We start from the raw sequence: 25037 nt of genomic DNA, 5'->3' as shown, positions 1-25037 counted from the left end.
CCTCCATTAATCTATACTTTAAATTTTCACAAACACATGCTTAAAACTTTGCAATGCCTAGAAAGTGACTAAACAAAAAAATATTTTGGTAATATTTTAGTAACTAAAAATCACATATATATGGAGGCAAAAGCAATGAAACCAAATATCTTATTGATATCCACTGTTGTAAGTAGGAATTTACATAGAGCTATCAAAGATGTCTCGGATTATACAAATGTTAAATTAATTTTTGCTCATGATTTTCCTAAAAAATCTACACTTCAAAAGTATGTTGATTGGGCAGATATAATTTTGATGGATGTTAGGGGTGATCCTCTTTCACTTACAGAACTCAATTACAAAAATAAGGACGTTGTTGCTTTAGTAGGTGGATCTCCATCTATTTTATCTCTTGCAAAATTAGGCAAATTTAAAATGAGTAAAATAATGAAAAGTGATAAATGTACAATGTCATATGGTAACCCTGAAAGCATGATGAAATGGATTAAAAGGATTCAGAAGATTATAGAGTTCCTTGGAAAATTTTTACCTATTACAGTGTTGAAAGATGCTAGAAATTATATTAAAATTTTAAAATATTGGGCAAATGGTGGCTATAATAATTATAAGAACATGTTTCTTCACATTTGTAAGTTGAAGGGTTTAGATGTGGAGGTTGAAGATCCAATAGAATATCCAGAATTTGGTTTGTATCATCCAGTATATGGTGATAAAATTAAAATTTCACCAGATAAACCTACAGTGGGAGTAATTTATTATGGAGGAATGCATCGAGATGCTTCCCTACCTCTTTTAGAAGAAATTTGTAAAAAATTGGATTGTAATATAATTCCTGTTTATACTGATGGAATTAGAAACCTAGAAGCTATGAAAAAATATTTTAAAGATAAGCAGCTTGATGGAATAATAAGTTTGTTATGGTTTAAATTGAATGGCGGTCCTTTAGGCGGTGATTCTAAACCAACAATAGAATTTTTAAAAAATATAGACTCTAAACTTTTTACGCCATCTTTAATGTTAATGCAGGAAATAAAAGATTGGAGAAAAAATAAGAGAGGTTTATCACCATTACAAACAATAACTTCTGTTACATTGCCAGAAACAGATGGGGGCGTTGAATCAATCCCACTATGCGGTGTAAAAAATTATGAAGTTGTACCAATAGAAGATAGAGTTGATAAGTTTGTTAAAAGGGTTGAAAACTGGTTAAAACTTAAAAGGAAAAATAATGAAGAAAAGAAAATAGCTATAATTATTTACAATTATCCTCCTGGAGAAGAAAATCTTGGAAACGCTGCTTATTTAGACACTTTTGCCAGTCTTGAAAAAATTTTAAAAATTTTAAAAAAGAATGGTTACAAAGTTGAAGTAAAAAACAGAAAAGAATTAGAAAAATTATTCATAAAAAGAAGGCTTTTCAATTCAGAAATAATTTACGAATGTCCAAAACTAAATGTTGAAGAATATTTAAAGTATTTCAATAAACTTCCAGATGAAGTAAAGAAAGATGTGATTAACACATGGGGTCCTCCTCCTGGAGATATTTTAGTTGATAAAAATAAATTTTTGATTCCTGGAGTAACTCTTGGAAATGTTTTTATAGGTGTTCAACCATCCAGGCCACCATTAAGTAATGAAGATATAGATTCTGCAATTCATGATGACACAAAACCACCTCATCATCAATATATAGCGTTCTATAAATGGATAGAAAACGTTTTTAAAGCTGATTGTGTTATACATCTTGGAACTCATGGCACTGCTGAATTTACAAAAGGTAAGGAAATAGGATTAAGTTCAAAATGTTTCCCTGATATTTTAATTGGTAATATGCCAAATGTTTATATTTATCATATTATTAACACTTCAGAAGCATCTATAGCTAAAAGAAGACTTTATGGAACTTTAATTAGTTACAATTCACCACCATATACAACTGCAGGATCGTATGGTAAATATGCAAAATTAGAAGATTTACTAGATGAATATAGAGAAGCTAAAGGTAAAGATAAAATTAGAGCGAAAATAGCAAAAGAAAAAGCATTAAAATTGGCAAAAAAACTTCATTTGGGAGAAGATTTAAATCAATTGGAAAGAAAACTTTATGAATATAGACGTTCGATAATTCCAAAAGGATTACATGTAGTTGGAGAGAAATACGAGTTAAAGCAGAAAGATTTAATAGAACTTATAACAGCCATTGCTAGATATGATAGAGGCAGCGTTAAATCACTACATAGACTTATAGCTGAAAGAATGGGATTAAAATATGAAAAAGTGCTTAATAATCCTCGCATACTTAGAAAAATTGATAAAAAAGCTAAAAAGCTTGTAAAACAGTATTTGAATAACAAAAAATTACCAAAAGACATAAAGGAAACTATAGATTACTGTGTTAAAAGAGTTAAAAATTTCGTAGATAATTCCCTAGAACTGAAAAATTTAATTAAAAGTTTAAATGGCTCATATATAGAACCTTCTGTGGGTGGGGATGTAATAAGAAATCCAGAAGTTCTACCAACAGGAAAAAACATTCATGAATTTGATCCACAAAAAATACCTACTGAGGCAGCAATTGAAAGAGGTAAAAGAATAGCAAAACTTACGATAGAAAATTATTTCAAAAAACATGGAAAATACCCAGAGACTGTTGGAGTAGTTCTTTGGGGTTTTGAAACCGCAAAGACTCAAGGTGAAACCATTGCCCAAATATTAGATTATCTAGGCGTAAAAATTATTCACAAAACACCTTGGGAGAAAAAATTAAAAGTAATACCCATTGAGAAACTTAAAAGACCAAGGATAGATGTTGTCGTTACAATATGTGGATTCTTTAGAGAGATGTTTCCAAATCTTATGGAACTTCTTGACAGGGCATTTAGAATGGTAGCAGAACTTCCAGAATCAAAAAATGAAAATTTTGTAAAAAAACATGTAACTGAACTTGAGGAACATGGAGATTTAGCAAAAGCTAGAATTTTCGGGCCACAATCAACAGAATACAATACAAGATTATTAGAACTTGTTGAGGATAGTGCTTGGAAAAATGAAAATGATTTGGCGGAAGCATATATTCATTCTATGAGTTATGCATACACAAAAAATCATTATTCAAAAAAGGCTCAAGAAGTTTTTGAAAAATTATTAAAGAATGTAGATCTTATTTCACAAGTAAGAGATTCTCATGATTACGAAATAACAGATTTAGATCATTACTATGAATTTTTTGGTGGTTTGTCAAAATCTGTTGAGATTCTGAGAGATGGTAAAAAACCAGAAATGCTTATAGCAGATAGTACGAAAGAAATTCCAAAAGTAGAAAAAATTGATGATTCTATAAAAAGAGGTTCAATAACAAGAACTCTCAATCCAAAATGGATAAATGCCATGTTAAAACATGGTTTTTCCGGTGTTCAAAAAATAGCAGACAGGGTTGAATATTTACTAGGATTATCAGCAACTACTAATGCCGTCGATAATTGGATATGGGATGAAGCTGTTAACACTTTCATTTTTGATGAAAAGATGTATAGAAAATTAGAAAAAAACAATAAATATGCTACTAAAAAAATGTTGGAGAGATTTCTTGAAGCATATGAAAGAGGATATTGGAAAAGTGATGAAAAAACTATAAAGAAGCTAAAGAATAAATATATGAATTTAGATGCAGAGTTAGAGGGAGAATTATAATAATTAGAAGGGGATAATGGTTATTAATAAAATGGAGTTTAAATTATGAGTCTAACATCTTTCATTAAAATAAAAGATGTGAGGCAGGCCTTTAAACGAGAATTTAAAAAACCACGATTAAAAGTCCAAAGAAAATTATTGGCACCTCCTCTAACAAACCATTATGGTCTTGTAGGCATGGCATTTGATTATCTACTTCGTTTTTATATAAAACGATTGAATCCTGATGCTGTTGAACATCCTTGGGTTAGTGAAGCATCTCTTCAATTATTAGAGAGATTACAATTATTATCAATGTTTACAAAAGATGAAATTTTCTCTGACGACGTTGATACAATTATAAATCCTGAATTACTTGATCCTTACGTTTATGATAAAGTTGAAGAAATAATAGAGTATTCAAAGAAGGTCTATAATGAATTTATTAAAACAGGGAAGATGAATTCTGATTTATACAAAGCAGCATTGTTATTGGCTCAGGTGGATTTAATATATAGGGCTGAGGTCGTAGATAAAAATTTAGGTAGTGTCGATGAAAATGACATAAAAGATTTAAAGAATTTAATATCGATAGTGAAGCCAGAATATTTCAAGGCAAAGAAAATATGTGTATTGAATCCAACATTTGGGGAAGCATCTCAATTGGTTGGGGGAGCAGATTGTGATATTGTGATAGATGATACGATAATAGATATAAAAACTACAAAAAACCTTGAATTAAGAAGAGATTATTTTAATCAGTTGATAGGTTACTATATTCTCTACAAAATTGGTGGCATTGATGGAATGCCATCAAATTATAAAATAAAACGATTGGGAATATATTTTTCTAGACATGCGTATCTTCATGTTTTCGACGTGAAAGATATAATAAAGAAAGATTCATTTCCAAATTTTGTAGAATGGTTTAAAAAACGAGCAAACGAAGAATATGCACATAAACTCTAAATTTGTAAAATTATAAACTACGATAAATAAGAAATGCAAAAAGAAAGTATAGTTATCTTTGATCTTTTAATCAACTTTGCTATGTGGTTCACTGTTGTCTCTTGACATTGTTAACCGACTCCAATTTCCTCTTTGTATCCGCAATTATCACATACACGGTATTTTGAACCTCCAATTATACTACCATTTTCATCGTATCCTATATGCTCTTCTATGTGATATGAATGTCCTCCACAGTTAGGACAAGTCCATGAATATGATTTTTCACTGTTAACGTAACTTATACGATTTGAACTCTTAGATTCTTGTACTGTGCCATTCTTAAAGATAGAATTGATATTATTAACATTGTTGCTCATAAATCCAATACTTAATCCAATTACCACGCCTACTAGTAATGCTAAAAAAATAATATTCTTCATCAACTACACTCCTATTTATTCTTAAAAATAAAATTTTTTTATTTTATGCATATATGTTAACTGCACTAATGTGTACGTTTGGACATACATAAAAAACTGTTAAGTAAAGAGATATTATAACCCTATTTTAATTTTTAATAAAAAGTATGTATTATTGATGTGTGTACTGGAGACCAGGACTTCTCCAATGGTCCAATAATCAATACTGAGAGAAAGCATGGCATTAAAAAATAGAATATCATCAACACATATAGCTGAACAATGAAAGAGAATCTCTCATGGAAATATTTGTTTGTACCACCATGGCGCCCACCAAGTTTCAAAGATTGCAGCCACAAAGAAGAGAACAATACTGATTCCAACCAGTTTTAACCCCCATTTAAAGGCCTCTTTAACCTCTTTGAAATTCCCACGGATCCTACGAGTCCTTAAAACATCTATTATGGCTTTAAACATATAACGACTTACATTTGCACCTGCAATGAAAGATAAATATGATGCAGAGTATTCAAAGTATATAAAGAGACTACCAAGAATGACTTTTAGACCCTTCCAGTGCCAATAGGATATAAATGCGGCCGTCATAGTAGAGAAATAAAGATCCCATATTGCCTCTGCTAGGAAAGGTAAAATTATACTAACTCCTGAAAGATAATTTAATATACCTACTCTGGAGTTATGAGTGAAGATTGTTATGAATGTAGTGAATGAATAAGGTTTTACTCCTATTAATCCTTGGCTTGGTGGATGCGCTATTCTCTCTTTCACTTTTGGGATAACCTCCGTCATACCCAAAAATGGAGCGACTAGAGTAAATATCAAGAAAATTGCTAATGGAACATAAAACCACCTATTATCCTTCTTAAAGCTAGAAAGAATGCAAAGCCAAGCGAAAAACATTAAAAATGGTCCTAGAATATTAGGATAAGGAGTATAGATACATTCAAGCATAAGGGCTGGGATAAGAGGCCCTGTAACTACACCCAACAAAAAAGCCACAAAAACCAAAAGAAATGTCTTTTGAGACTCACTCAACTCCTTCATAATGATAACCACCTCTTAAAAAATTTAATAAGCCTAAAGATAATAATTGTACTCAAGGCTTGCCAGGCTTATATTTTCACCATACCCCCGTAAGGAGGATATGAGTAATATTGCCATGACGAGCTTCTGTATTTCCACCATATCAGGAGGACCCTTTTTATTTTTCTCCAAAGCCTATTTAGCCATCCTTTACCCTTAATGTTCTGCATTTCTTCTTTGCTGAGGATTTTATTTGATGTAGTTATGTTTTCTTCTGCTTTATTTGTGTTGGAGGTGTTCTGGTTTGTTGTTTGGTTGATTACTAAAGCGTTTCCTGTGTAGATTTCCCGGAATTCTTCTAGTGATAATTCTATGTTCCCTAAACCTGGATCTGCCAATTTGATGGTGTTGGCTGTTATTTCTTTAACTACAGCATAATGTCCTTCGCCATCCTTCATTAGGTGTACAATCATATTTTCTTTAAGTTCATTTATGCCGAGTTTCATTCCTACTGCATTTACTCCTTTAGCTTTTGCTGCTTCCACTAAACCTTGCATTGTTGTCCCATTCTCTGTGGTCCTTGCGAGTGCTGCCAGTTCATCCTCGGTTGCCTGTATTCCAAGTTTCTGGAAGACTATGGAGAGTGCTGCTGGTCCACAAGTGTAATCCTTATCTTGGAGGATCACATCTTTAGTGTCTACTGTGGTATTTTCAATTTCGGAATGAATAGTGCTGTTATCGGCTGTGTATCCGTTTGCATTCGTTGTACAGAGTGTATCATTGGAGTGTTGACTACTAATTGTGTCTGCAGCTGAAACACAACTAACAGACACCATAGCCACAAGAACAACTAAAACTGTCCATATATAGAAACTTTTCATAGAGCACATAATGGGTAATACATTTTCTGAAAAAACTCATATATATATTACAGTCACGAAATTAAAATAAATATAAAGAAGAACACTAAAAATTTATTCGTTATCCACCGCTAGGTACTTCTCCACCTTGCTGTGATTCTTCAGGTGGTGTAGGTCCTGGTTCAGGAGGGGTAGGACCAGGTGTGGCTTTATTTGAAATCTGTTTTGGAACATTTTTTACCTTTTCTTTAATTCGATGAAATCTTACCTTGTATACCTTCTTCACCACTTTTTGTAGGGCTAAGCAATATTGCCACAAAAAACAAGCCAAATAAAATAACTAACGCAGCTAATACATAAACAACTCCTTTTGCCATAGGAGTGTCCCTCCAACTAGCACCACTAAAATTCAAAAATTTGTATAAAATATTAAAAAATTGACTATAAAAAAATTTTGTGTCACTTCAACAGCTACCCACAAAGAAAAAATCTTAGGAAATAACAAAATAGAATATAAAAAAGTAGGCGTTATGTTTTTCTTCTATCTGATAGTCCAAGGATTATTAGGATTAATCCAAGTAATAGATAAGTTAGAGGCACTCCAGTAACTGGTATCTTAATTTTCTTTTTACCTATCTTTTCTTTTCCTCTCTTTAGGAGTTTAATCTTTGTTGGTTTTGGTGGTTTTAGAACATGTGGTTTTCCAAGTTTAAGTGGTTTTGTGGGCATAATCACTTTTAAGCTGAATTTTGCCTTGTTATTCTTTACATAGTAATCAATTCCACACGTCATATTATCAGAAAATGTCATATTAAGAAGATGCAACCATCTATCTATTAGAAGATTTATTAGATTTGTAAAATTCCAGGTTCCTGATGTTGGATTGTAGGTTCCTTTTGTTGCATAACAGCCTACAAACTCAAGTCCAGAAGGTAGCTTATCTGTTACATTCACATCTGTTGCATTGTTTGGTCCATTGTTCATGACTGTTATTGTGAATGTAACTCTGTCTCCAAGTCTTGCAGTTGTTGCGCTTGCATTCTTCACTATTGATAGATCTGCTGCTAACGTTCTTAATATCTCATATCCAGTAAAATCACCATACATATAGTGTCCACATGGGCCAACAGCAACACTGTTGTCTACCTTATTTGTATTTGGGTCTATTGTATAAACACGATTATCTTTATAACTCGTTACAACTATTTTCCATCCTGTCTCATTTTTTATTATCCCTACACCTGTATTCCAATAACCTACTCGTATTATAGCTTTTATCCTGCCATCACTAGCCAACCTAATTACGCCATAATAGCATGCAATCCAAATATTCCCATTATCATCCACTACAATTCCTGTAGGATACTGATATAGTAATAATGTTTCACTTCTTAATATACTACCTGTTGTTGAATCTATAATATAAAGATAACCGATAATTTTAGAATACGTCGTGACTAAAATCCTACCTTTATGATCAGATGCAATTGCATATGCATAATCTACGTTTCCTCCCAAAGGTATTTCATCAATTCTCTTAATGAGTACAGTATCATTATTATAGTCATAAACAACCCTTAATACTGACCCACTGAGGTCCCCAGTAATCCAGAGATATCCGTTTTCATCTATAATGGCATTACAAGGCCTAAAGTTAGAAGAAACATTATGAATACTATTATTTGTGAGATTAAATTTATATATTATCTGTCCATTACTACCATTAATGTAATATAACATCTGGGTTCCATATGTCCCTACCCACACGTTGTTATATTTATCCACAGCAATTGCTCTAGGAGATGGTGCTCCATTTTCTCCATATTTGCCTTTGGGATCATAACCTCCTGTATATGTACCTGGCTTATATGTCCCCTCTTTTCCTGGTATTAATACAATTTCATATTGTACTGCTTGATCCTGTCCCCATGGTTTTATGTCGTTAGGTCCTGTAGAGGTATTGTTTAAACCAGTAGTATTTCCTAAAATTTTTACTACCGTGCCTACATTGGTATTAACAATCCATGCATTACCCATTTTGTCGACAGCAATTCTACATGTCCAAGTATTATTATTTGGATTAACTCTATAGCGAGCAACTTCCTGCATTGTTGTTTTGTCTACTTTAGAAACAGAGCCATCATCTGTATTTGTAACCCAAAAATAATCAAATGACGATTTTATAGGTGGTTTCTTTGGTGTTGGCATTGTTACTTTCTCTTTCTTATAGCTAACTTTCTTTCCGTCAAATGTAGAATGTATTATTGTTAAATTACCATTATTACTGATGGTACCTTCAAATCCCCGCACTATACCATTGTTAATAAATGTGGAATGTATTATTGTTAAATCACCATTATTATAGATAGCACCGCCAATAAAAGCAGTGTTGTTTTCAAATACACAATTTTTGATTGTTAAATAACCATCATTATCTATAGCTCCTCCAAAAACAGCAGCATTGTTATTCACAAATACACTGTTACTTATTGTAACCTGACCTTCACGAGAATTGTAGATAGCACCGCCGCCGAGTATGATGACCTTGTTATTTTTAAATCTGCAACCATTTATTGTTAAAGTACCATTGTTAAAAATGGCACCGCCCTTTTCGCTAGCATAATTATCCACAAAAGCACAGTTCTTAACCACTAAATATCCATTATTATCTATTGCACCACCTCCTGCTCCATATCCATTGGTCAATGTTAAATTTATCAACCTTGCATTTGCACCGCTGGAAATTATGAATATAGGGCCTTGCCCTAGAGCATCAATTACAACTCCATCCCTATCTTCACCTACAATAGTTAAATTCTTATCTACCACAATTCCTGAAGCATGATATGTCCCTTTATGCAGGAATATTGTCTCTCCAGGTTTAGCATTTTTTATTATATTTTTGAGGGTACCATACTTTGGATAAACTTCTTTAACTCCATATGCTTGGGAAATTGCCAATAAAACTATTAATGTTGAGAGGATCAATACAGCTTTAAACTTCATTTAGGCACCCCCTCTGATTTTATGTTATATATATTATGTAATTTTATACTTTTGTCAATGCAATGCTAATAACATGAATAAAGCTGTCCTTAAGTGATCAAAAAATATCCATCACAATCTATGTATTTAAACGAACCACTGTTTTCTAATCATGAGTTAAGGCATTTTCCCATCGCATCTAAGTAGAGGTTAGAAATCATATATGTCGCTAAAGGTAAGTTTAACGACATCTTCATGTACATCATTGTGCAGGAAGTAATCTTTATAAGCTATTTTTGTATTACTATTGGATGATACATAGTTGAGGAGTGTGGGAAATGGTTCCGAAAAGGAAAATTCTCTTCCCAATATTACTAACCCTGGTTTTTTAGTATTCCTGAGTTGTGTTTCAGCAGAAAACCACCTGATTTAACAACTTTAATTTCTTTTTAGTAGGTGTAAGGATATGCTACAATGGATTTCCAGTCTTAAGTCAAAAAGGTGTATAGCACTTGGCATTATCGTTGCTGTTAGTATTATTAGTGGTTTTTGTTTTTCTTTAACTCTTACAATGCATGGAATTGATATTGATATTGATTTTGAAAAGAATATGACAGGTGGATTAGATGTTCTTGTTTTTTTGACAACTTTATTCATGTGGCTTTCTCTCTATTCTGTATTTGAGAAAAGCAATAAATTGTTTTACATGTCTTTGGTATCTTTTACACTAATATTTATGATAGTTGGCGCAATACTTGCATTTAAAGTGCCTGTAAACATATTAAAACCTCTTGAGCATCCTAAAAATAAGGTTTACTTCTATAGCAACGAAACTAATTTTAAAACCATTAACATAAGATGTTTAGATCTTGATACAGGTATTGATGCAGGTCCCTTAAACAATTTTTTATCCATATTCCTACACAATGCTATGTGTGCCATATTATATTTCATAAAAGGTTTTACAATAATTGGACCATTTGTAGGGTTGGCATATGGAGGATTAATAATTGCAGGACACTATGTAAGTCCTATACATGCATGGCATTGGAAAGGAGCATTACTTGTGCTAGGATCACTTCATGCCCACTTAGAATTTCCAGCAATGTTTTTATCTTTCATTGCAAGTGTAAATGTAAGTCGTTATATGTTTAAAGCCATAATAGATGTTTTAAGGACTCGTAGGATCCGCGGGAATTTTGGTGAGGTTAAAGAGGCCATTAAATGGGGATTGAAAATACTTAAAATTAGTATCTTTCTTTTATTTGTGGCTGCCATCCTTGAAACCTGGTGGACACCATGGTGGGCGCATCAAATATTCCCATGAGAGATTCTCTTTCATTGTTCAGGTTTGTGTTACTAAATAATGTGAGGATGACTCCGAAAAAGAAGATTAAGAATACCTGAACTAGATATATTATTGATAGGTGATGTCAGTGGTATCAAGATTAAGATTATTAAAGGCGGCCTATTGTATATTAGGCATATTCTTTACTTTTTTCATAGTATTGGCGTGGATAGTTGAGTCCCGGCCTAATTTACTGCCCTGGGCAAAAACACATATGTTTGTAATTCTGCTAGGAGGTTGTATAAGTTCTGCCGCACTAGGTATTTATCTTGTATTTCTATTTTTATATTGGGACAGGTATGGATCAAAGATTAAGGATGTTAGAAATACTGATCTTTTAGGAAGATTTTTAACGCCTTTAGCATTCTTTATGATTTCATTTATATTTTTAGGAAAAATAGGTGGATTAACAAAGCAAGCATGGTTGGAGAATATAAGTGATGTGGGACAAAAAATACTTATCGCCGAAGTTATTCTTATAACAATCATATACTTTATTTTACGAAAACTAGGTAAAATACCTCATAGGTGATGGTGTGGTACCTATTAGTAGCTATTAGAATATTAGGGTCAATATATTAATTTTGTGTATTGACAATAGTGTTGAGCATAAATCATGAGAAGACATATAGACTCAGGGTATAAGCAAAGTTTCATTCAAAATATATTAAGATTATTGACGGCATTTTCTATTATCTTGTAGGAGCTATATTAATTTATACTTCAGAGGAAAAACCAACGATTAGGTCGACATAGTAGTCTATACAATAGTGGTTAAGGAATAGTACAGAAACATTAGAATAGAGGGGATAAGGAAGTTGGAAAGGATTGACAAGCTCTTTGCAAACTTTAACATGAAAAGAAGATAATAGAGAGGAATAGAATGACTGTTTTTCACACATCTCTTTGAGTCAACCCTAGTAAATTACACTCTAATTACTTGAAAAAAGAGGAAAGGATGTAAGTTGGTGATACTGGCATTTTCGATGTTGATTTGGGTATGTATGGTACTCTTCTTCAGTGTCATTGTTTTTTAGGATTTTCCTTAATTTGGACTATCTTTGTTAAATCCCATAACTTGGTAAAATAGAAAATTGCCTTAATATTTTCGTCAATTCTTTATTTGTTACAAAGAGCTATATCTCTCCATACTAATAATAGAAAAATAGTCTTATTATTTTTAAAAATTACAACATCGTTTATCGGAATTTTAACTTTATGTAGTTGAAATGGAAAAATTATAATGTGAATTGCTTTCACAATGAAAATTAATCATCGTTAAATTTTGCAAAAAAGTATGGGGGTAGTAGATCTGGAATATATATCCCATCCCCTCATTAAAGAAAATAAAATAGAATCTAGATTATATCAAAAGATAATAGCTGCTAAAATTTTAAAAAATAATAAAAACACAATGATAGTGGCACCTACAGCTTTAGGTAAAACTGTGATAGCAATACTTGTAGCTGCTGAACGTCTTCATAAATATAAAAACTCTAGAGTACTTATTTTAGCCTCTAGCAAACCATTAGCATTGCAACATCATCAAAAATTTAAAGAGTTTATGATAGTACCTACCTCCTGTTTAACAGGTGACATACCACCAAAAAAACGTGTGGAATTATGGGAAAATTCTAGAGTAATTTGTGCTACACCACAAACGATAGAGTCTGATCTTATAAGGGGAAATTATTCACTAAAGGATGTTTCATTAGTTGTATTTGATGAATGTCATCGTGCTGTTGGTTCATATTCATATGTTTATTTAGCTTCAAAATATTTAGAAGATGCTGAGAATCCATTAATAATTGGACTTACAGCATCTCCAGGATCTGATAAAGAAAAAATAAATGAAGTATGTAAAAATTTATCTATTGATGACGTTATCATAAAAACTGAAAAAGATAAAGATGTTTCACCTTATTTCAATCCAATAGAAACTAAATGGGTTAAAGTTAAGCTAGATGATGAATTAATAAGAATTAAAAAACTCATGGAAAAGTCTTTAAAACGTCGTCTAAAACTATTGAAAAGAATGGATATTATAAAAAATGAAAATGTTACAAAAAAAGATTTATTAGATGCTAGAAAGGAACTTAAAAAAATGCTTACAATAGACTCTTCAAGGAAATTATACACTGCAATATCTCTTCTAGTTGCATCCATAAATATTGAACATGCATTAGAACTACTAGAAACACAAACTATAAATGCATTATACAAGTATTTAGAAAGGTTAAAGAAAAAACAAACTAAAGCATCTAGATCGTTGGTGAAAGACATATATTTTAGGAAAGCTATTTCTTTGGTAGAAAGAAGATTTATGAGAAATCAAGAACATCCAAAATTAAATGAATTAATTAAAATTCTCAAAAAAGAAATCGCAAACAAAAATAAAGTGATTGTCTTCACACAATTTAGAGATAGTGTAGAACAAATCCATAAAAAATGTCAAGAAAATAACATATCCTCTGTTAAGTTTTATGGGCAAAGAGGTAGAGATGGTGAGAAAGGATTATCCCAAAAAGAACAAAAAGAAATAATAAAAAAATTTAAGGCAGGAGTATACGACGTATTGATATCCACAAGCGTTGCTGAAGAAGGTATAGACATACCTGCTGTAGACACCGTAATACTTTATGAACCAGTTCCATCAGAGATTAGAATGATTCAAAGAAGAGGAAGGACTGGAAGAAAAAGAAAAGGTAAAATGATTGTATTAATTTCAGAAGGTACAAGGGATGAAGCTTATTACTGGTCAAGTATAAGAAAAGAAAACAAAATGAAGAAACAACTAAAAAGACCTATTCATGTAAAATTTAGAAAAGAAAGAAAACATAAAAATAAAAAAGAAGTTGTCATTTATGCTGATTCTAGGGAATATAATTCAGGAGTATTAAGAGAACTAACAAAATTAAATGCTAAAATTAAAATTAGATCGCTTGCAGTAGCTGATTATCAGGTAAGCGATGAAGTAGGAATTGAAAGAAAAACTGTAGATGATTTCATAAATTCAATAATTGATAAAAGATTATATAAACAAGCTGAACGACTTACAGAAGAATTTACAAGGCCAGTTTTAATATTAGAAGGTAAAGATTTGTATTCCAGGTTTATGAACCCAAATGCAATAAGAGGAGCTCTTGCATCAATAGCTCTAGATTTTAATATTCCTATAATTCCTAGCCAATCTCCTGAAGACACAGCAGCTATTATATACCGTATCGCTGTTCGTGAGCAACTTCATGAAAAAAGAGAAATCCCAATACGTACGGAAAGGAAGCCATTAACTTTAAGAGAAAAACAACTTTACGTTATAGAATCACTTCCACATATAGGAGCTGTAAATGCAAAAAAATTACTCAGAAAGTTTGGATCTGTTAAAAATGTTATAAATGCATCTGAGAAAGAACTGATGAAGGTAGAAGGTATTGGAGAAAAAATTGCAAAGGATATTAAGGAAGTTACAGATTCTAAATTTGAAGAATAAACTATTGAGATGATATATAAGTTATTTTAGCCGCATTTTCTACTAATTCTGTTAAATTCACAGCTTCTTCTAGTGAAGATCCGCATGTAACTAAACCATGCTTCTTCAATACTAAAATTTTTTCTTTTTTTAATTTTTTTGAACATGCATTTGCCAACTCAATACTCCCAGGTCTATAATATGGAATTTCTTCTAAAAATTTTTTATTTCCAGGAACACCTTCTGGTCTTTCGATTCTAATATCTTTCATTGTTAGTGCTACTGTATAAGGAGGATGAGTATGAACTATAGCATTTATATCATCCCTTATTTTATAAAGGTTCATATGTAAATGTAGTTCAGATGAAGGTTTTTTGCCAGATATCACATTCCCATCAAGATCTAACAATACAATTTCATCTTCAGTAATTGTTCCTAAGCATGAACCACTAGATGTAATGGCAACAACATCCATAATTTTATTTCTATATAAGACACTTATGTTTCCAGCATTGCCAGCAGTAAAACCCTTCCTATGTAAATAGTGTGCATACTTTACAATTTTCTTCATCATGATGTCACCTTATTTCCTTTCAAGTTTCCTTCTCCTACTGCTGCAGCAACAGCTACGCCATCTCTTGTAATTTTTCTTAAAATAAGTTGTGAGTTTTTTCCAGCGACATGAAGAGCAGCAGGCTCACATACACTACCAATGCCAAATTTTTTTCTTACAAATTTTGAGTCAGATGGGTAATTTTTATTTTTTAATTCTTCTTTTTTAACAAGTAAAAGAGGTAAATTTAATTCTTTTGCAGCATTCAGCAGTCCAACTTCATTTTTTTTCATTTCTCCAGTGGCTAATGCATCTATTCTTTTAATATCAATTTTTAATATCTCAACTGCATCATTTATTGCTTCTATTACTTTTCTTTTTTCAATATTTTTCTTTGTTCCTATTCCAATAACTAAGTTGAGAGGAACCATTTTTAATTTTTTATTATTTAAAATTGCCTGTATTCCATTTACATCTGCCATTTCCCATGAATATGATCTACTAACTTTAGGATTTTTAAATATATATCTTAAATTTTTTCGAGATAATAATTTAATAGTTTTATTTTTTAGAATTGCACTATTAAACTCAACTATTAGTTCTGGATTTAATATTTTCCAATAATATTTTTTTGCTAAAGAATCTATCCCAACAAATCCATGTACATCGGTAGACGTCGTTATAACTGGATTTGCATTTATTATTTCTGCTATTTCTTTTGTTAATTCGTTTGCACCGCCTAAATGTCCAGATAAAAGACTTATAACATTTTTACCTGCATCATCTATAACTATTACACCAGGATCTTTATATTTTTTTGACAAAAGGTTTACAATACTTCTTACCATGATTCCAGTTGCCATTATTCCTATAATTACATCATATTCTTTAAAATATTTTTTTAGCACTGATTTGACGTTTTTGTGGAATTTGCTTACTTTGATAACTCTGGGATCATTTTTAAATTTATTATATATCTTGTCTGCTATTTTTTCCCCTTGTTCTGTTATTGAAATTATCATGACACGCATGGATTATCCATCCAACATTGGCAAAAAGTTATGTTGTCCATAGTTTTCTTATCTCTTCCAATTTTTTCTGTAATTCTTCAATTGGGATGTCTTTTACAAATATTGGTCTTGGATCCTGACCAGTGACTTGTTGTGGAAACTCAAAGAATAATTTGTACCCAGGTTCATATGCTGCAGAGTGGAACAATATTGCCCTATGGTTAGGATTTTCTTTCAGCCATTTTTCAACAGCCTTTTTATCTTGATATGTAACAACTCTGACACCAATAACATTTGCACCTGTTTTTTCTGCTTCTTCAACGACTTTCACAGCATTTGTTGAATCTACAATCTTTACATTTAATTTTATTCCATATTTCTTTTGTAACATGTTGAAAAATCTTGCTGGAGTATCACAGTATTGGTATGGGTAAGCTACATGAGTTGTTTGTGCCACTATTAATTCTTTGGTGTTTATATATACTGGTTGAGCACCTATGATTGCTCCTTCTTTAATAGGTCTTATAGGGGCACCACCAAGAATGACACCTGGCCCTTGATAACCTAAACAATAAGGTGTATATCTATCACATACTGCATAACAATTTATACCTCTTTTTGCCATGTACATCTCTGCTTTGGCTTTACCAATCAAATCTCCACATGCAATAACTAAAAATGCATGCTCTTTTATGGCAGTGGGTACCATGACGTTCATGCCATGAGTGTCAATTTCTATTGCTGTGTTTTCATTTATTTTCTTGGAAAATGGCGGGCCTGCTTTACTTGGATCTACTTCAAATATATAATTTCCTTTTTCATCTGGTCCATACCATGTTCCATTAATTTTCTTAATAACTACACCAGTGGCTGGTATAACTTTAACATTAGCATATTTCATTAATTCTGCAACTCTTGCTCCTTCCATCCAAGGTACAAGTTCTTTAGGAGATTTTGGAATGTGATTTGGTGGAACATTGACATTGTATCTTGATGATTTATCTCTTATCACCCTATCAACTTGTGTAACAACTGTTGCGCCTTTTGGAACTTTTATGTAAGAGGCACCTAAAATTATGTATGAAGCATGTGCAGGATCTGTTTCTATATCTTCAAATAATGATTTACTCGTATTTTTACTGGTAAAAAAACTAAATGCTAATAGTGATCCAGCAATAATTAAAATTACAAATGCGATTATCTTTTTCATTTTTATCACCTAGTGACCATATTTCTTAAGTAACAGGTATATAAAAATAATCATGCCCGAAACAATCATTACTGTGGAAAGAATTACTAATCCAACAAATATTACGGATAACTTAGCTCTTTTATCAGGATCCTCTAAAAGTTCAGTCAATGGATCTTTATACATTTTAAACACCTTTTGTTACAAAGATGTATTGTGTAGTGGTTGGAAGTTTTTGTCTTACAATTCTAAGCTCTGGTTTATATATGTAGATTTCATTTTCATTCTTAAGTTCATCTATCTCTTTTTCTTTGCCAAGTACATATAATATGACACGGGACTCTAATTTCCCTCTAATCCTTATCCCCGATGTTGATGTACCCATTTCAAGATATATTGGAAGTTTGATCTTTTCATATTCCTCAGGAGATAAAATAGAAGCAATAAGCTTTAATTCATTTTTTTTGAATCTGTGTCTTTTCCCATTTAAACCAATAACATGTGGCTTTTTTTCTTCAAGTAATTCTTTTAAGGTTTTTCTACGTCTTGGCACGTGGCGATTAAGACTCAATATTTCTTTTTTTAAGATCCTACCTAATTTATCTAAATCTCGCATAGTAATCTTACTTTCTTTAAATTTTTGTTTATTATTTCTTTAGTTTTATTTAATTTATTAAGTGCGGTCTTAAGTTTTTTAGCCTTTGAAAGAATGGTAACAACAGGTTCTCCTTTTTCTATTATGACATTCTTAGCAGGAATATCATGAACATTTTTTGGAAAATCAGTATTTTTCACAAATAATTTATTTTTAGCATATATTATTTTTTTAATAGCTATTTCATTAATATTCATCCTATCTATTAAGATACCCTCCTTACATGCCTTTATATGCGCATCAAGAACATTTATACCTAGTAATTCTGCACATTCAAATGTTCCTTGCAACCTGGGATTAACTTCAATAACATAAATTTTGTCATGTGTCATTACCATGTCTACACCATTAGATCCCACCAACGAAAGTTTTTTAATAACATTTTCTGCAATATTTTTCATTTTTTCATTTTCATAAATTGAAGGCACTATGTTGCCTTCATAAATAAAATGTCCTTCCCATCCTGCTACATTTAAATTTAGTAATTGATTACTCGTAAAAATAGTTTTAGCTTCTTTTCCATTACTAATTACAGAAGCACTGACGTCAACGCCATCTATGTATTCTTGTAATAAGAATTTTTTATTGCCAAAATTATTTGAAAAATTGTTGGCATGGAATATCCCATAACCACCAGAACCTTTCACAGGTTTTATTAGGAATTTCTTATTTGGATGATTATTAATTATTTCTTTAGCTTCATCAATATCCGACAATAAATATGTTTTTGGCACGTTAAAATGTTTTCTAAGAATTTTATACAATTTATATTTATTTTCTATTTTTTCTATTTTGTTATTTCCTAAGATTTTTCTTTGTGGGTAGCTGTTGACAGGAGCACCTGTATATGGAATTATATAATCTACTTTATCTATCCATTCTTTGGACATTTCTTCTAAATATCTTTCTTTAAAACGTTCCGATAATTTTCCACAGGATTTAAATGGTTTATACTTTAAAATGCATTTTCTATCTTTGTAAGCTTTGAAATCTATAGGACAATAATAGCTGACAGAATATACCTCATGACCCAGGTTATAGGCAGCATGAGCTATTGGCCTAGTATTTATACCAACTATTAATAGTTTCATAGAATTTTTTTATATTTGAGAAAACTTATAGAGATTAATGCATAAAAAATATTACATCACAAATCCGGTTAATGGAACTAAAGTCAGGTATAAGGAATTAACAATAACTCTAAAGCCAAATGAAACAAAAACAATAATCCTTGGTGGATATCCCATTTAAATATCTGGAACAATGATTGTTAAAAATCCATCAATGCTGATACATGGTAAATAGTTAAAAAATAAAAAGAGGGGGGAAATTAGCAGTTGTTTACTTTTATTACACACATGCATGGCTTACTGTAGGTATTCCAAAACAGCATATTTATTGGGTAACTTCTGTATGGGAGGTCAATCCACCGTCCATCTTTGAAATATTGTACAGTTCTGTGGTTTGGCGCATAAGCAGTTGCATATTGAATTATTCTAGCCTTTATTCCAGCTTTTGTAAGTTCATTAAATAAATATTCACTCATAGCCCAGCAGTCGCCTCCACCTGCCCTTAAAAACTCTTCAAGAGTGCTAATTCCACTAATGTATCTGTATTTTGCTGCTTTCATCATTATTTGACCAATAACCTGATATTTATCTGCTAAACAAATTTTTACATTTTCTGGCAATTCTCCTGTATTTTTGTATGTGGTCAATACATTTGAAAAGACTGCAAATAATAGATCACATCCTATTTTCCCTGATTTGGTACTAATATAGTTTGGCAACCTTTTGTTCTTCTCAACAAAATTCACAAGTCTCTTTGCTATATCTAGATATTCAGTTTTTTTAAGTTCACAATAACTAGTACCATAATAAGGTGTGGAAGCTGGTTTTATATTGTTGTTGAAGTCATTTTCCACAATTTCATTTTGTGTTGGATCGTCTAAATAGAGTATTGTTTTTGCCATTAGATGTATAAATTGTGGTTTTTTAACAGTTTCACCATCAGAAGTTTCTAAACAATCTGGAACACTGTTTTTTTCATTTATAAAATCATAGGCTTTAGATGCTCCATCCAAAACACTATTTATTTTAGAATTTTTGTCATTTAAAAATAAATTACCAACATCTTTTGGCGTTTTTGTCATGTTTGTATCATCTATAGCATGTGCGCCACTTACACATACTAATGCCAATATAAGTGCAAGTGGCACACTATACGGCGATCTTCGCTTAATATAACTTCCTCCTCTTTTTCTTTTTTAATTGTTCTTTCAGGGTCTAAACACTCCAAAATATCCAGAATTCGTCCCTATATATATTTTTCGGTTTTTATCGTGGATATCAAACTTACTTTACTTTTATTAAAATTATTTAGAATTAGAGATTCATCGTAATGAATTCAATAAATATTTAGAAAGCCGTTTTGCAAGGGCCATTATAGTTAAAATAGGCGGTGCACCAGGAGATTCAGGTAATACACTTGCGTCAGCAACATATAAACCTGAAATTTTAGTCTGGAGGTTGTTGTCTACTACTTCTCCAATTGGGGCTGTTCCTCCAGGATGAGCACCTCGAGGAATTGTTGATACGATAGTGTTAGGAGATACTCCAATTTTTTCAAGTAATGATGTAGCCAGTACACTACCATCGCATAATGCTTCTATGTCATTCTCTGTATGATACTTTATAATTTTTTTATTTTTAATTTTACCACAACTGTCATCCTTAATTTTGACCATTATCCCGATTATATCCTTGTTTTTACATTTTAACTTATCTCTAAGCAATGTTGAAAAATGTGGAGACAAAATGTATTTATCCATCTCAATGAACATGTTCATTTGGACTTCTTTATGAAAATTTATTGATTTGAGAATACCTCCAACTGTAATAAAAGTATCCATAAAAAATTTTTCACCAGCTTTTATACCCACTTTTTTAAGTAATTTTGCAGTTTCTATTGCGCCCGCAGCGACAACAACATTTTTGTCTTTTATTTTCCCTTTATTTGTTAATACACCGCAAACTTCATCATTTTTAACAAGTATTTTTTTAACTACAGTATTAGAATATAACTTTGCCCCATATTTCAAAGATTCATTTATATAATTCAAAGATGTCCATTTTGCATCTTTTGGACAACCAAATGGACATTTGCCACATGGTTCACATTTGTTTGGGTCTATAAATTTTGGCATTTTTTTAACAGGAAGATTTAAAGATTTAGCAGCATCCATAAGCATTTTTGTACCTTTACCAAAATGAGAATCTGGAAGTGGTGAAATAGATAATTCTTTTTCAAGTTCTCTAAATTCATTTGATAAATCTATACCATATTTGAGAAGTTCATCTTCTAAAGTCCTTAGAGCATTTCCCATTGATACTAATGTTGTTCCACCTACACAAGAAGTCCTTAAAACTTTATCATCCTTCTCATAACATTTATATGCTTTCTTTGGTGAAATATATGGTCCTTTTTCCAATATTTTGACATCTATTCCTGCTTTTGATAATTCTCTAGCTACAGTTGCACCGCCTGCCCCCGATCCAATAACTACAACCATCAAATCACTTTGTTTCCTTCTATATGTGGAGAGTTAAAAAAATAGTTCACATAAAGTAACATTATAATTTGTTTATTTCCATATTTATAAAAAATTTAGTTTTTATAACCAAAAAAGATCTGTTACGAAAGCTTTTTATATTTATCAATTAAAAACTACTACTAACAATAATAGGTCTGTGAATCATAAATTCCTCAGTGTTCCAGGATTCATTAAAAAGTATTAGAAGCTAAAAATTTGTACTTTTTATTAAAAACGTATCTTGTGAGTAAAGTCTCAGCAAATTATATATCTTTGCTAAGTAATGAGAATCTTAGATATATATTATTTTTTGGGAGGTCTATCCATGAGTGAGAAAGAAACAATTCAACATGTTAATGAAATATTAGATAATATTGTTAATGATACGAGTATACCTCGAAATATTAGAAGAGCCGCTGAAGAATCAAAAGAAATTTTAAATAATGAAGAAGAAGAATTGAGTGTAAGGACAAGTAGCGTTATATCGATTTTGGACGAAATTAGTAATGATCCTAATATTCCTGTACATGCTAGAACATTGATATGGGAAGTTTTAAGTGAATTAGAGGCATTGAAAGAGTAAATTTTTAATTCTATTTACTTTTCTTTTTTTAGATAAAAAGAATCCAAATTAATTACTTGGCCTTTTTTAGCTGTTTTATATTCTCATAGTGTTTTCTTTTCCATATAAATCTGTATTAATCCTCTCAACATTGCTAGTTCTGTTGGCAATCTCCCCAAGCATATGGAATTTATCTAGAAATCATACACTTACTGGAGGAGTACTTATAACAAAATCGCCTAAATGCCAAATTAATGAATCTTATATCTTTCTATAGCTCCAAAAAGAAAATTTAAATACTCAATTGATTACATTGACTACTATAATTTTGATCACTCAGAAAGTAAGATTTTTTCATAGTATTCATCGTAAGCTGGATGAAAATGAGGTAAATTTGTAATTAATTCTTTTTCTAGTTTAAGTATATTTTCATATTCTTTTTTTGTCACAAAATTTATTAGTCTCCTTTTCCAAGCTTTTTTACATTTTAAGCTACATGGGATAAATCCAGAAGGCATGATAATTGCATAAGCATTTTTAGGTACTTTAAGTTCTGAAATTTCTTTTAAATGATTTTCATCTATACTTATCCTACCTCCCAGAAAACTTTTTATACAACAAATAGGGTATCCTAAAAGTTTTCCAACTTCCACGTCATACCCTCTATATATACCTAACTCAGTTGAAACCACAGGATCTATTGCAGGCCTGACTTTCGGGGAATATTTCTTTACTATTTCTATTTCCAGTTTAAGCCTATCAATTAAGTAATTAAAATGGAAATCTTCCATATTTCTAATTATACCTGGTCCTATATCTTTCCTCTGTCCTTTCCTAATTTTCAGTATTTTTTTACATATTTTATTCAATGCTTCCACACCATTCATTTGGCAACATACTCTCCTGTTATTTTTATTGGGAATTTACATTTAGGACATTTAAAATTCTTTAATTTCCATCTAAGGATTTTAAAGTTTCTTCTTTTTATTAATAATTCACCACATTTTGGACAATAAGTATTTTCAAATTTATGCCCTGGTACATTTCCTAGATATGGATATAAAATACCAAAATCTTTTGCAATTTCATATGCTTTTTCAAGTACTTCAATTTTAGTTGGTGGTTCGTTAAATTTAAAAGCAGGGAAATATCTAGTAAAGTGGATTGGTACTTCAGGTCCTAAATTTTTTAAATGTAATTTCACTATGTTTTTTATTGTTTTTAAATTATCATTCACTCCAGTAACTATGAGATTTACAATTTCAACATGAATACCCATATCTAAAGCTTTTTTTGCAGTATTCCACACAAATTTAGCTTTAATGTTTCCACAATATTTCTTATATGTCTTAGAATCTCCTTTTATATCTATATTTATTGCATCCATTCCTGCATTCTTTAATAGAACCAACGCTTTCTCAGTAATATACCCATTTGATACATAGGAAGTATATAAACCATGCTTTTTTGCAAGCTTAAATACGTCTAAACTATATTCAAATAGTAATGTTGGCTCTGTAAAACTAACGCAGACACCTTCATCTCCCATTTTTAAAGCAAGGTCCACAATATTTTCTGGAGATATGTAATTTGCTTTTTTAGGATTTGGTGCTTTCTTTGAAAGATGATAATTTTGACACCATGGACATGTGAAATTACACGACCATGTAGAGAATGTTAGTGATGTTGAGCCAGGATAAAAATGAAAAAATGGTTTTATCTCTATTGGCCTACTACTTAATGCATTAATATCTCCATACACTAAAGTGTATAATTTTCCTTCTCTATTGATTCTAGTTTTACAAAATCCCATTTGACCATCACGAATAATACATTTTCTATTACATAATTCACACATTACAGATTCAGAATCTGTATTTTTATAAAGGAGTGCTTCTCTAACAGTTGGATATTTTAATGCTTTCATCACAAAATTTTTTTATATTTCTTTTATCTTAAAGATTTTCTAGGGATGTAAAGCATTGAAGTTGAGAAACATGAAGCCACTTTCTGAAATAGCAGAAACAGAGAAAATACCTACAAATTCACCTATAGATGAAATATTAGGTGGAGGAGTAGAAAAAGGAACTATTACACAATTTTATGGTCCACCAGGTTCTGGAAAAACAAATATTGCAATAAAATTAGCAGTAGAAGTTGCAAAAAGAGGTAAAAAAGTAATATTTATAGACACTGAAGGCGGATTATCTATAGAAAGGGTGAAACAAATTGCAGGAGATAACTTTAACAAGGTAGCTCCCAATATATTAATTTATGAGCCATCATCCTTTTATGAACAGGGAATTGTCATACAAAAAATAAACTCATTATTAAAAAAAGAAGGCAAAAAATTTGACGCAATAATCTTAGATTCTGCAGTAGCACTTTACAGATTAAAAGAAGGAAATTCCTCCAAATTAAATGTTGAGTTAGGAAAACAAATGGCTTTATTACTTAGAATTGCCAGAAAATATAATTTGGCAGTGGTAATAACGAACCATATATATTCTTTGTTTGACGAGGATGGTTCTAATATAGAACCAGTCGGAGGAACAACATTAAAATATTGGAGTAAAATTATAGTAGAATTAAAGATGGGGTCGTCAAGTGGTGAAAGATATGCAATACTTAAAAGACATAAAAATAAAAAAGAAGGTTTAAAAGTTAGGTTTAAAATTGTTGAAAATGGGTTATCGAAATAAAGAGGATCGTGATTAATATGGTTTTC

The 25037-nt window shown here is 31.2% G+C and carries 24 protein-coding genes; 8 read left to right on the top strand and 16 right to left on the bottom strand.

What is annotated here, in order from left to right:
* Positions 1 to 135 precede the first annotated feature (135 nt).
* A complete protein-coding gene (gene bchH / locus ACZ5LY_RS03375) occupies positions 136 to 3693 on the top strand; it encodes a magnesium chelatase subunit H (protein WP_464577957.1) in 3558 nt (1185 codons plus the stop codon).
* A 45-nt stretch (positions 3694 to 3738) separates the two neighbouring features.
* Positions 3739 to 4641, top strand: coding sequence for a hypothetical protein (locus ACZ5LY_RS03370; protein WP_464577956.1), 903 nt, complete (start codon positions 3739 to 3741; stop codon positions 4639 to 4641).
* A gap of 110 nt (positions 4642 to 4751) precedes the next feature.
* Here the strand turns inward: ACZ5LY_RS03370 and ACZ5LY_RS03365 are convergent, their stop codons facing one another.
* From ACZ5LY_RS03365 to ACZ5LY_RS03340, 6 genes are all read right to left on the bottom strand, one after another.
* A complete protein-coding gene (locus ACZ5LY_RS03365; protein ID WP_013414018.1) occupies positions 4752 to 5063 on the bottom strand; it encodes a hypothetical protein in 312 nt (103 codons plus the stop codon).
* Between the two features lie 276 nt (positions 5064 to 5339).
* A complete protein-coding gene (locus ACZ5LY_RS03360) occupies positions 5340 to 6107 on the bottom strand; it encodes a stage II sporulation protein M (protein WP_464577951.1) in 768 nt (255 codons plus the stop codon).
* 68 nt (positions 6108 to 6175) lie between these two features.
* Positions 6176 to 6967 (bottom strand): cysteine peptidase family C39 domain-containing protein, encoded by a 792-nt coding sequence (locus ACZ5LY_RS03355; protein WP_464577949.1) that lies wholly within the window; start codon positions 6965 to 6967, stop codon positions 6176 to 6178.
* Positions 6968 to 7067: 100 nt separating this feature from the next.
* Complete coding sequence (locus ACZ5LY_RS03350; protein WP_464577947.1) at positions 7068 to 7232, bottom strand: hypothetical protein; 165 nt, start codon at positions 7230 to 7232, stop codon at positions 7068 to 7070.
* Positions 7195 to 7323, bottom strand: coding sequence for a hypothetical protein (locus ACZ5LY_RS03345; protein WP_464577946.1), 129 nt, complete (start codon positions 7321 to 7323; stop codon positions 7195 to 7197). Before ACZ5LY_RS03345 ends, ACZ5LY_RS03350 begins: the two co-directional genes overlap by 38 nt.
* Positions 7324 to 7474: 151 nt before the next feature.
* Positions 7475 to 9952: a right-handed parallel beta-helix repeat-containing protein gene (locus ACZ5LY_RS03340; protein ID WP_464577945.1), complete on the bottom strand. Its 2478-nt coding sequence runs from the start codon at positions 9950 to 9952 to the stop codon at positions 7475 to 7477.
* A gap of 445 nt (positions 9953 to 10397) precedes the next feature.
* On the opposite strand from ACZ5LY_RS03340, the gene ACZ5LY_RS03335 reads away from it, so the two are divergent.
* The 3 genes from ACZ5LY_RS03335 to ACZ5LY_RS03325 all read left to right on the top strand — a co-directional run bounded on the left by ACZ5LY_RS03335 (position 10398) and on the right by ACZ5LY_RS03325 (position 14769).
* On the top strand, positions 10398 to 11258 hold the full coding sequence (locus tag ACZ5LY_RS03335; RefSeq protein ID WP_464577943.1) for a stage II sporulation protein M: 861 nt from the start codon (positions 10398 to 10400) through the stop codon (positions 11256 to 11258).
* 109 nt (positions 11259 to 11367) lie between these two features.
* Complete coding sequence (locus ACZ5LY_RS03330) at positions 11368 to 11811, top strand: hypothetical protein (protein WP_464577941.1); 444 nt, start codon at positions 11368 to 11370, stop codon at positions 11809 to 11811.
* A 765-nt stretch (positions 11812 to 12576) separates the two neighbouring features.
* Positions 12577 to 14769 carry a DEAD/DEAH box helicase gene (locus ACZ5LY_RS03325; RefSeq protein ID WP_464577989.1) on the top strand — a complete coding sequence of 731 codons (2193 nt, stop codon included), beginning with the start codon at positions 12577 to 12579 and terminating at the stop codon, positions 14767 to 14769.
* A 1-nt stretch (position 14770) separates the two neighbouring features.
* On the opposite strand, the gene ACZ5LY_RS03320 is transcribed toward ACZ5LY_RS03325, so the two are convergent.
* From ACZ5LY_RS03320 to ACZ5LY_RS03295, 6 genes are read right to left on the bottom strand one after another with little or no spacing between them, the layout of a single operon-like run.
* Entirely contained in the window at positions 14771 to 15319 is a 549-nt protein-coding gene (locus ACZ5LY_RS03320; RefSeq protein WP_464577940.1) for a class II aldolase/adducin family protein, read from the bottom strand.
* On the bottom strand, positions 15319 to 16332 hold the full coding sequence (locus ACZ5LY_RS03315; RefSeq protein WP_464577939.1) for a cobalt-precorrin 5A hydrolase: 1014 nt from the start codon (positions 16330 to 16332) through the stop codon (positions 15319 to 15321). Before ACZ5LY_RS03315 ends, ACZ5LY_RS03320 begins: the two co-directional genes overlap by 1 nt.
* A gap of 28 nt (positions 16333 to 16360) precedes the next feature.
* Positions 16361 to 17521, bottom strand: coding sequence for a hypothetical protein (locus tag ACZ5LY_RS03310; RefSeq protein WP_013414009.1), 1161 nt, complete (start codon positions 17519 to 17521; stop codon positions 16361 to 16363).
* Positions 17522 to 17530: 9 nt separating this feature from the next.
* The gene (locus ACZ5LY_RS03305) at positions 17531 to 17686 is read right to left on the bottom strand and encodes a hypothetical protein (RefSeq protein WP_464577936.1); all 156 of its coding nucleotides are present in this window, start codon (positions 17684 to 17686) and stop codon (positions 17531 to 17533) included.
* A gap of 1 nt (position 17687) precedes the next feature.
* Positions 17688 to 18116, bottom strand: a complete 429-nt coding sequence (locus tag ACZ5LY_RS03300; RefSeq protein WP_464577935.1) for a DUF61 family protein — start codon at positions 18114 to 18116, stop codon at positions 17688 to 17690.
* On the bottom strand, positions 18104 to 19246 hold the full coding sequence (locus ACZ5LY_RS03295) for an ATP-grasp domain-containing protein (RefSeq protein ID WP_464577934.1): 1143 nt from the start codon (positions 19244 to 19246) through the stop codon (positions 18104 to 18106). Before ACZ5LY_RS03295 ends, ACZ5LY_RS03300 begins: the two co-directional genes overlap by 13 nt.
* A gap of 37 nt (positions 19247 to 19283) precedes the next feature.
* Between ACZ5LY_RS03295 and ACZ5LY_RS03290 the strand changes: the two genes are divergently transcribed.
* The gene (locus ACZ5LY_RS03290) at positions 19284 to 19406 is read left to right on the top strand and encodes a hypothetical protein (RefSeq protein WP_464578035.1); all 123 of its coding nucleotides are present in this window, start codon (positions 19284 to 19286) and stop codon (positions 19404 to 19406) included.
* Between the two features lie 79 nt (positions 19407 to 19485).
* On the opposite strand, the gene ACZ5LY_RS03285 is transcribed toward ACZ5LY_RS03290, so the two are convergent.
* Together ACZ5LY_RS03285 and ACZ5LY_RS03280 are read right to left on the bottom strand one after the other, a co-directional pair.
* Positions 19486 to 20373 (bottom strand): pseudomurein-binding repeat-containing protein, encoded by an 888-nt coding sequence (locus ACZ5LY_RS03285; RefSeq protein WP_464577932.1) that lies wholly within the window; start codon positions 20371 to 20373, stop codon positions 19486 to 19488.
* Positions 20374 to 20547: 174 nt separating this feature from the next.
* The gene (locus ACZ5LY_RS03280) at positions 20548 to 21726 is read right to left on the bottom strand and encodes a GMC family oxidoreductase N-terminal domain-containing protein (RefSeq protein WP_464577931.1); all 1179 of its coding nucleotides are present in this window, start codon (positions 21724 to 21726) and stop codon (positions 20548 to 20550) included.
* 346 nt (positions 21727 to 22072) lie between these two features.
* On the opposite strand from ACZ5LY_RS03280, the gene ACZ5LY_RS03275 reads away from it, so the two are divergent.
* On the top strand, positions 22073 to 22330 hold the full coding sequence (locus ACZ5LY_RS03275; RefSeq protein ID WP_013414002.1) for a UPF0147 family protein: 258 nt from the start codon (positions 22073 to 22075) through the stop codon (positions 22328 to 22330).
* Between the two features lie 311 nt (positions 22331 to 22641).
* On the opposite strand, the gene ACZ5LY_RS03270 is transcribed toward ACZ5LY_RS03275, so the two are convergent.
* On the bottom strand, positions 22642 to 23196 hold the full coding sequence (locus ACZ5LY_RS03270) for a DUF483 domain-containing protein (protein ID WP_464577929.1): 555 nt from the start codon (positions 23194 to 23196) through the stop codon (positions 22642 to 22644).
* Positions 23193 to 24236 carry an AmmeMemoRadiSam system radical SAM enzyme gene (gene amrS, locus ACZ5LY_RS03265; protein WP_013414000.1) on the bottom strand — a complete coding sequence of 348 codons (1044 nt, stop codon included), beginning with the start codon at positions 24234 to 24236 and terminating at the stop codon, positions 23193 to 23195. The genes ACZ5LY_RS03270 and amrS overlap by 4 nt, the downstream gene beginning before the upstream one ends.
* Positions 24237 to 24306: 70 nt before the next feature.
* Between amrS and radB the strand changes: the two genes are divergently transcribed.
* Positions 24307 to 25011: a DNA repair and recombination protein RadB gene (radB, locus tag ACZ5LY_RS03260; RefSeq protein WP_013413999.1), complete on the top strand. Its 705-nt coding sequence runs from the start codon at positions 24307 to 24309 to the stop codon at positions 25009 to 25011.
* Positions 25012 to 25037 lie beyond the last annotated feature (26 nt).

It is taken from the genome of Methanothermus sociabilis (assembly GCF_055392295.1).
The sequence above is the reverse complement of the archived record's forward strand: the minus strand, read 5'-3'. Positions and strand labels throughout refer to the sequence as shown.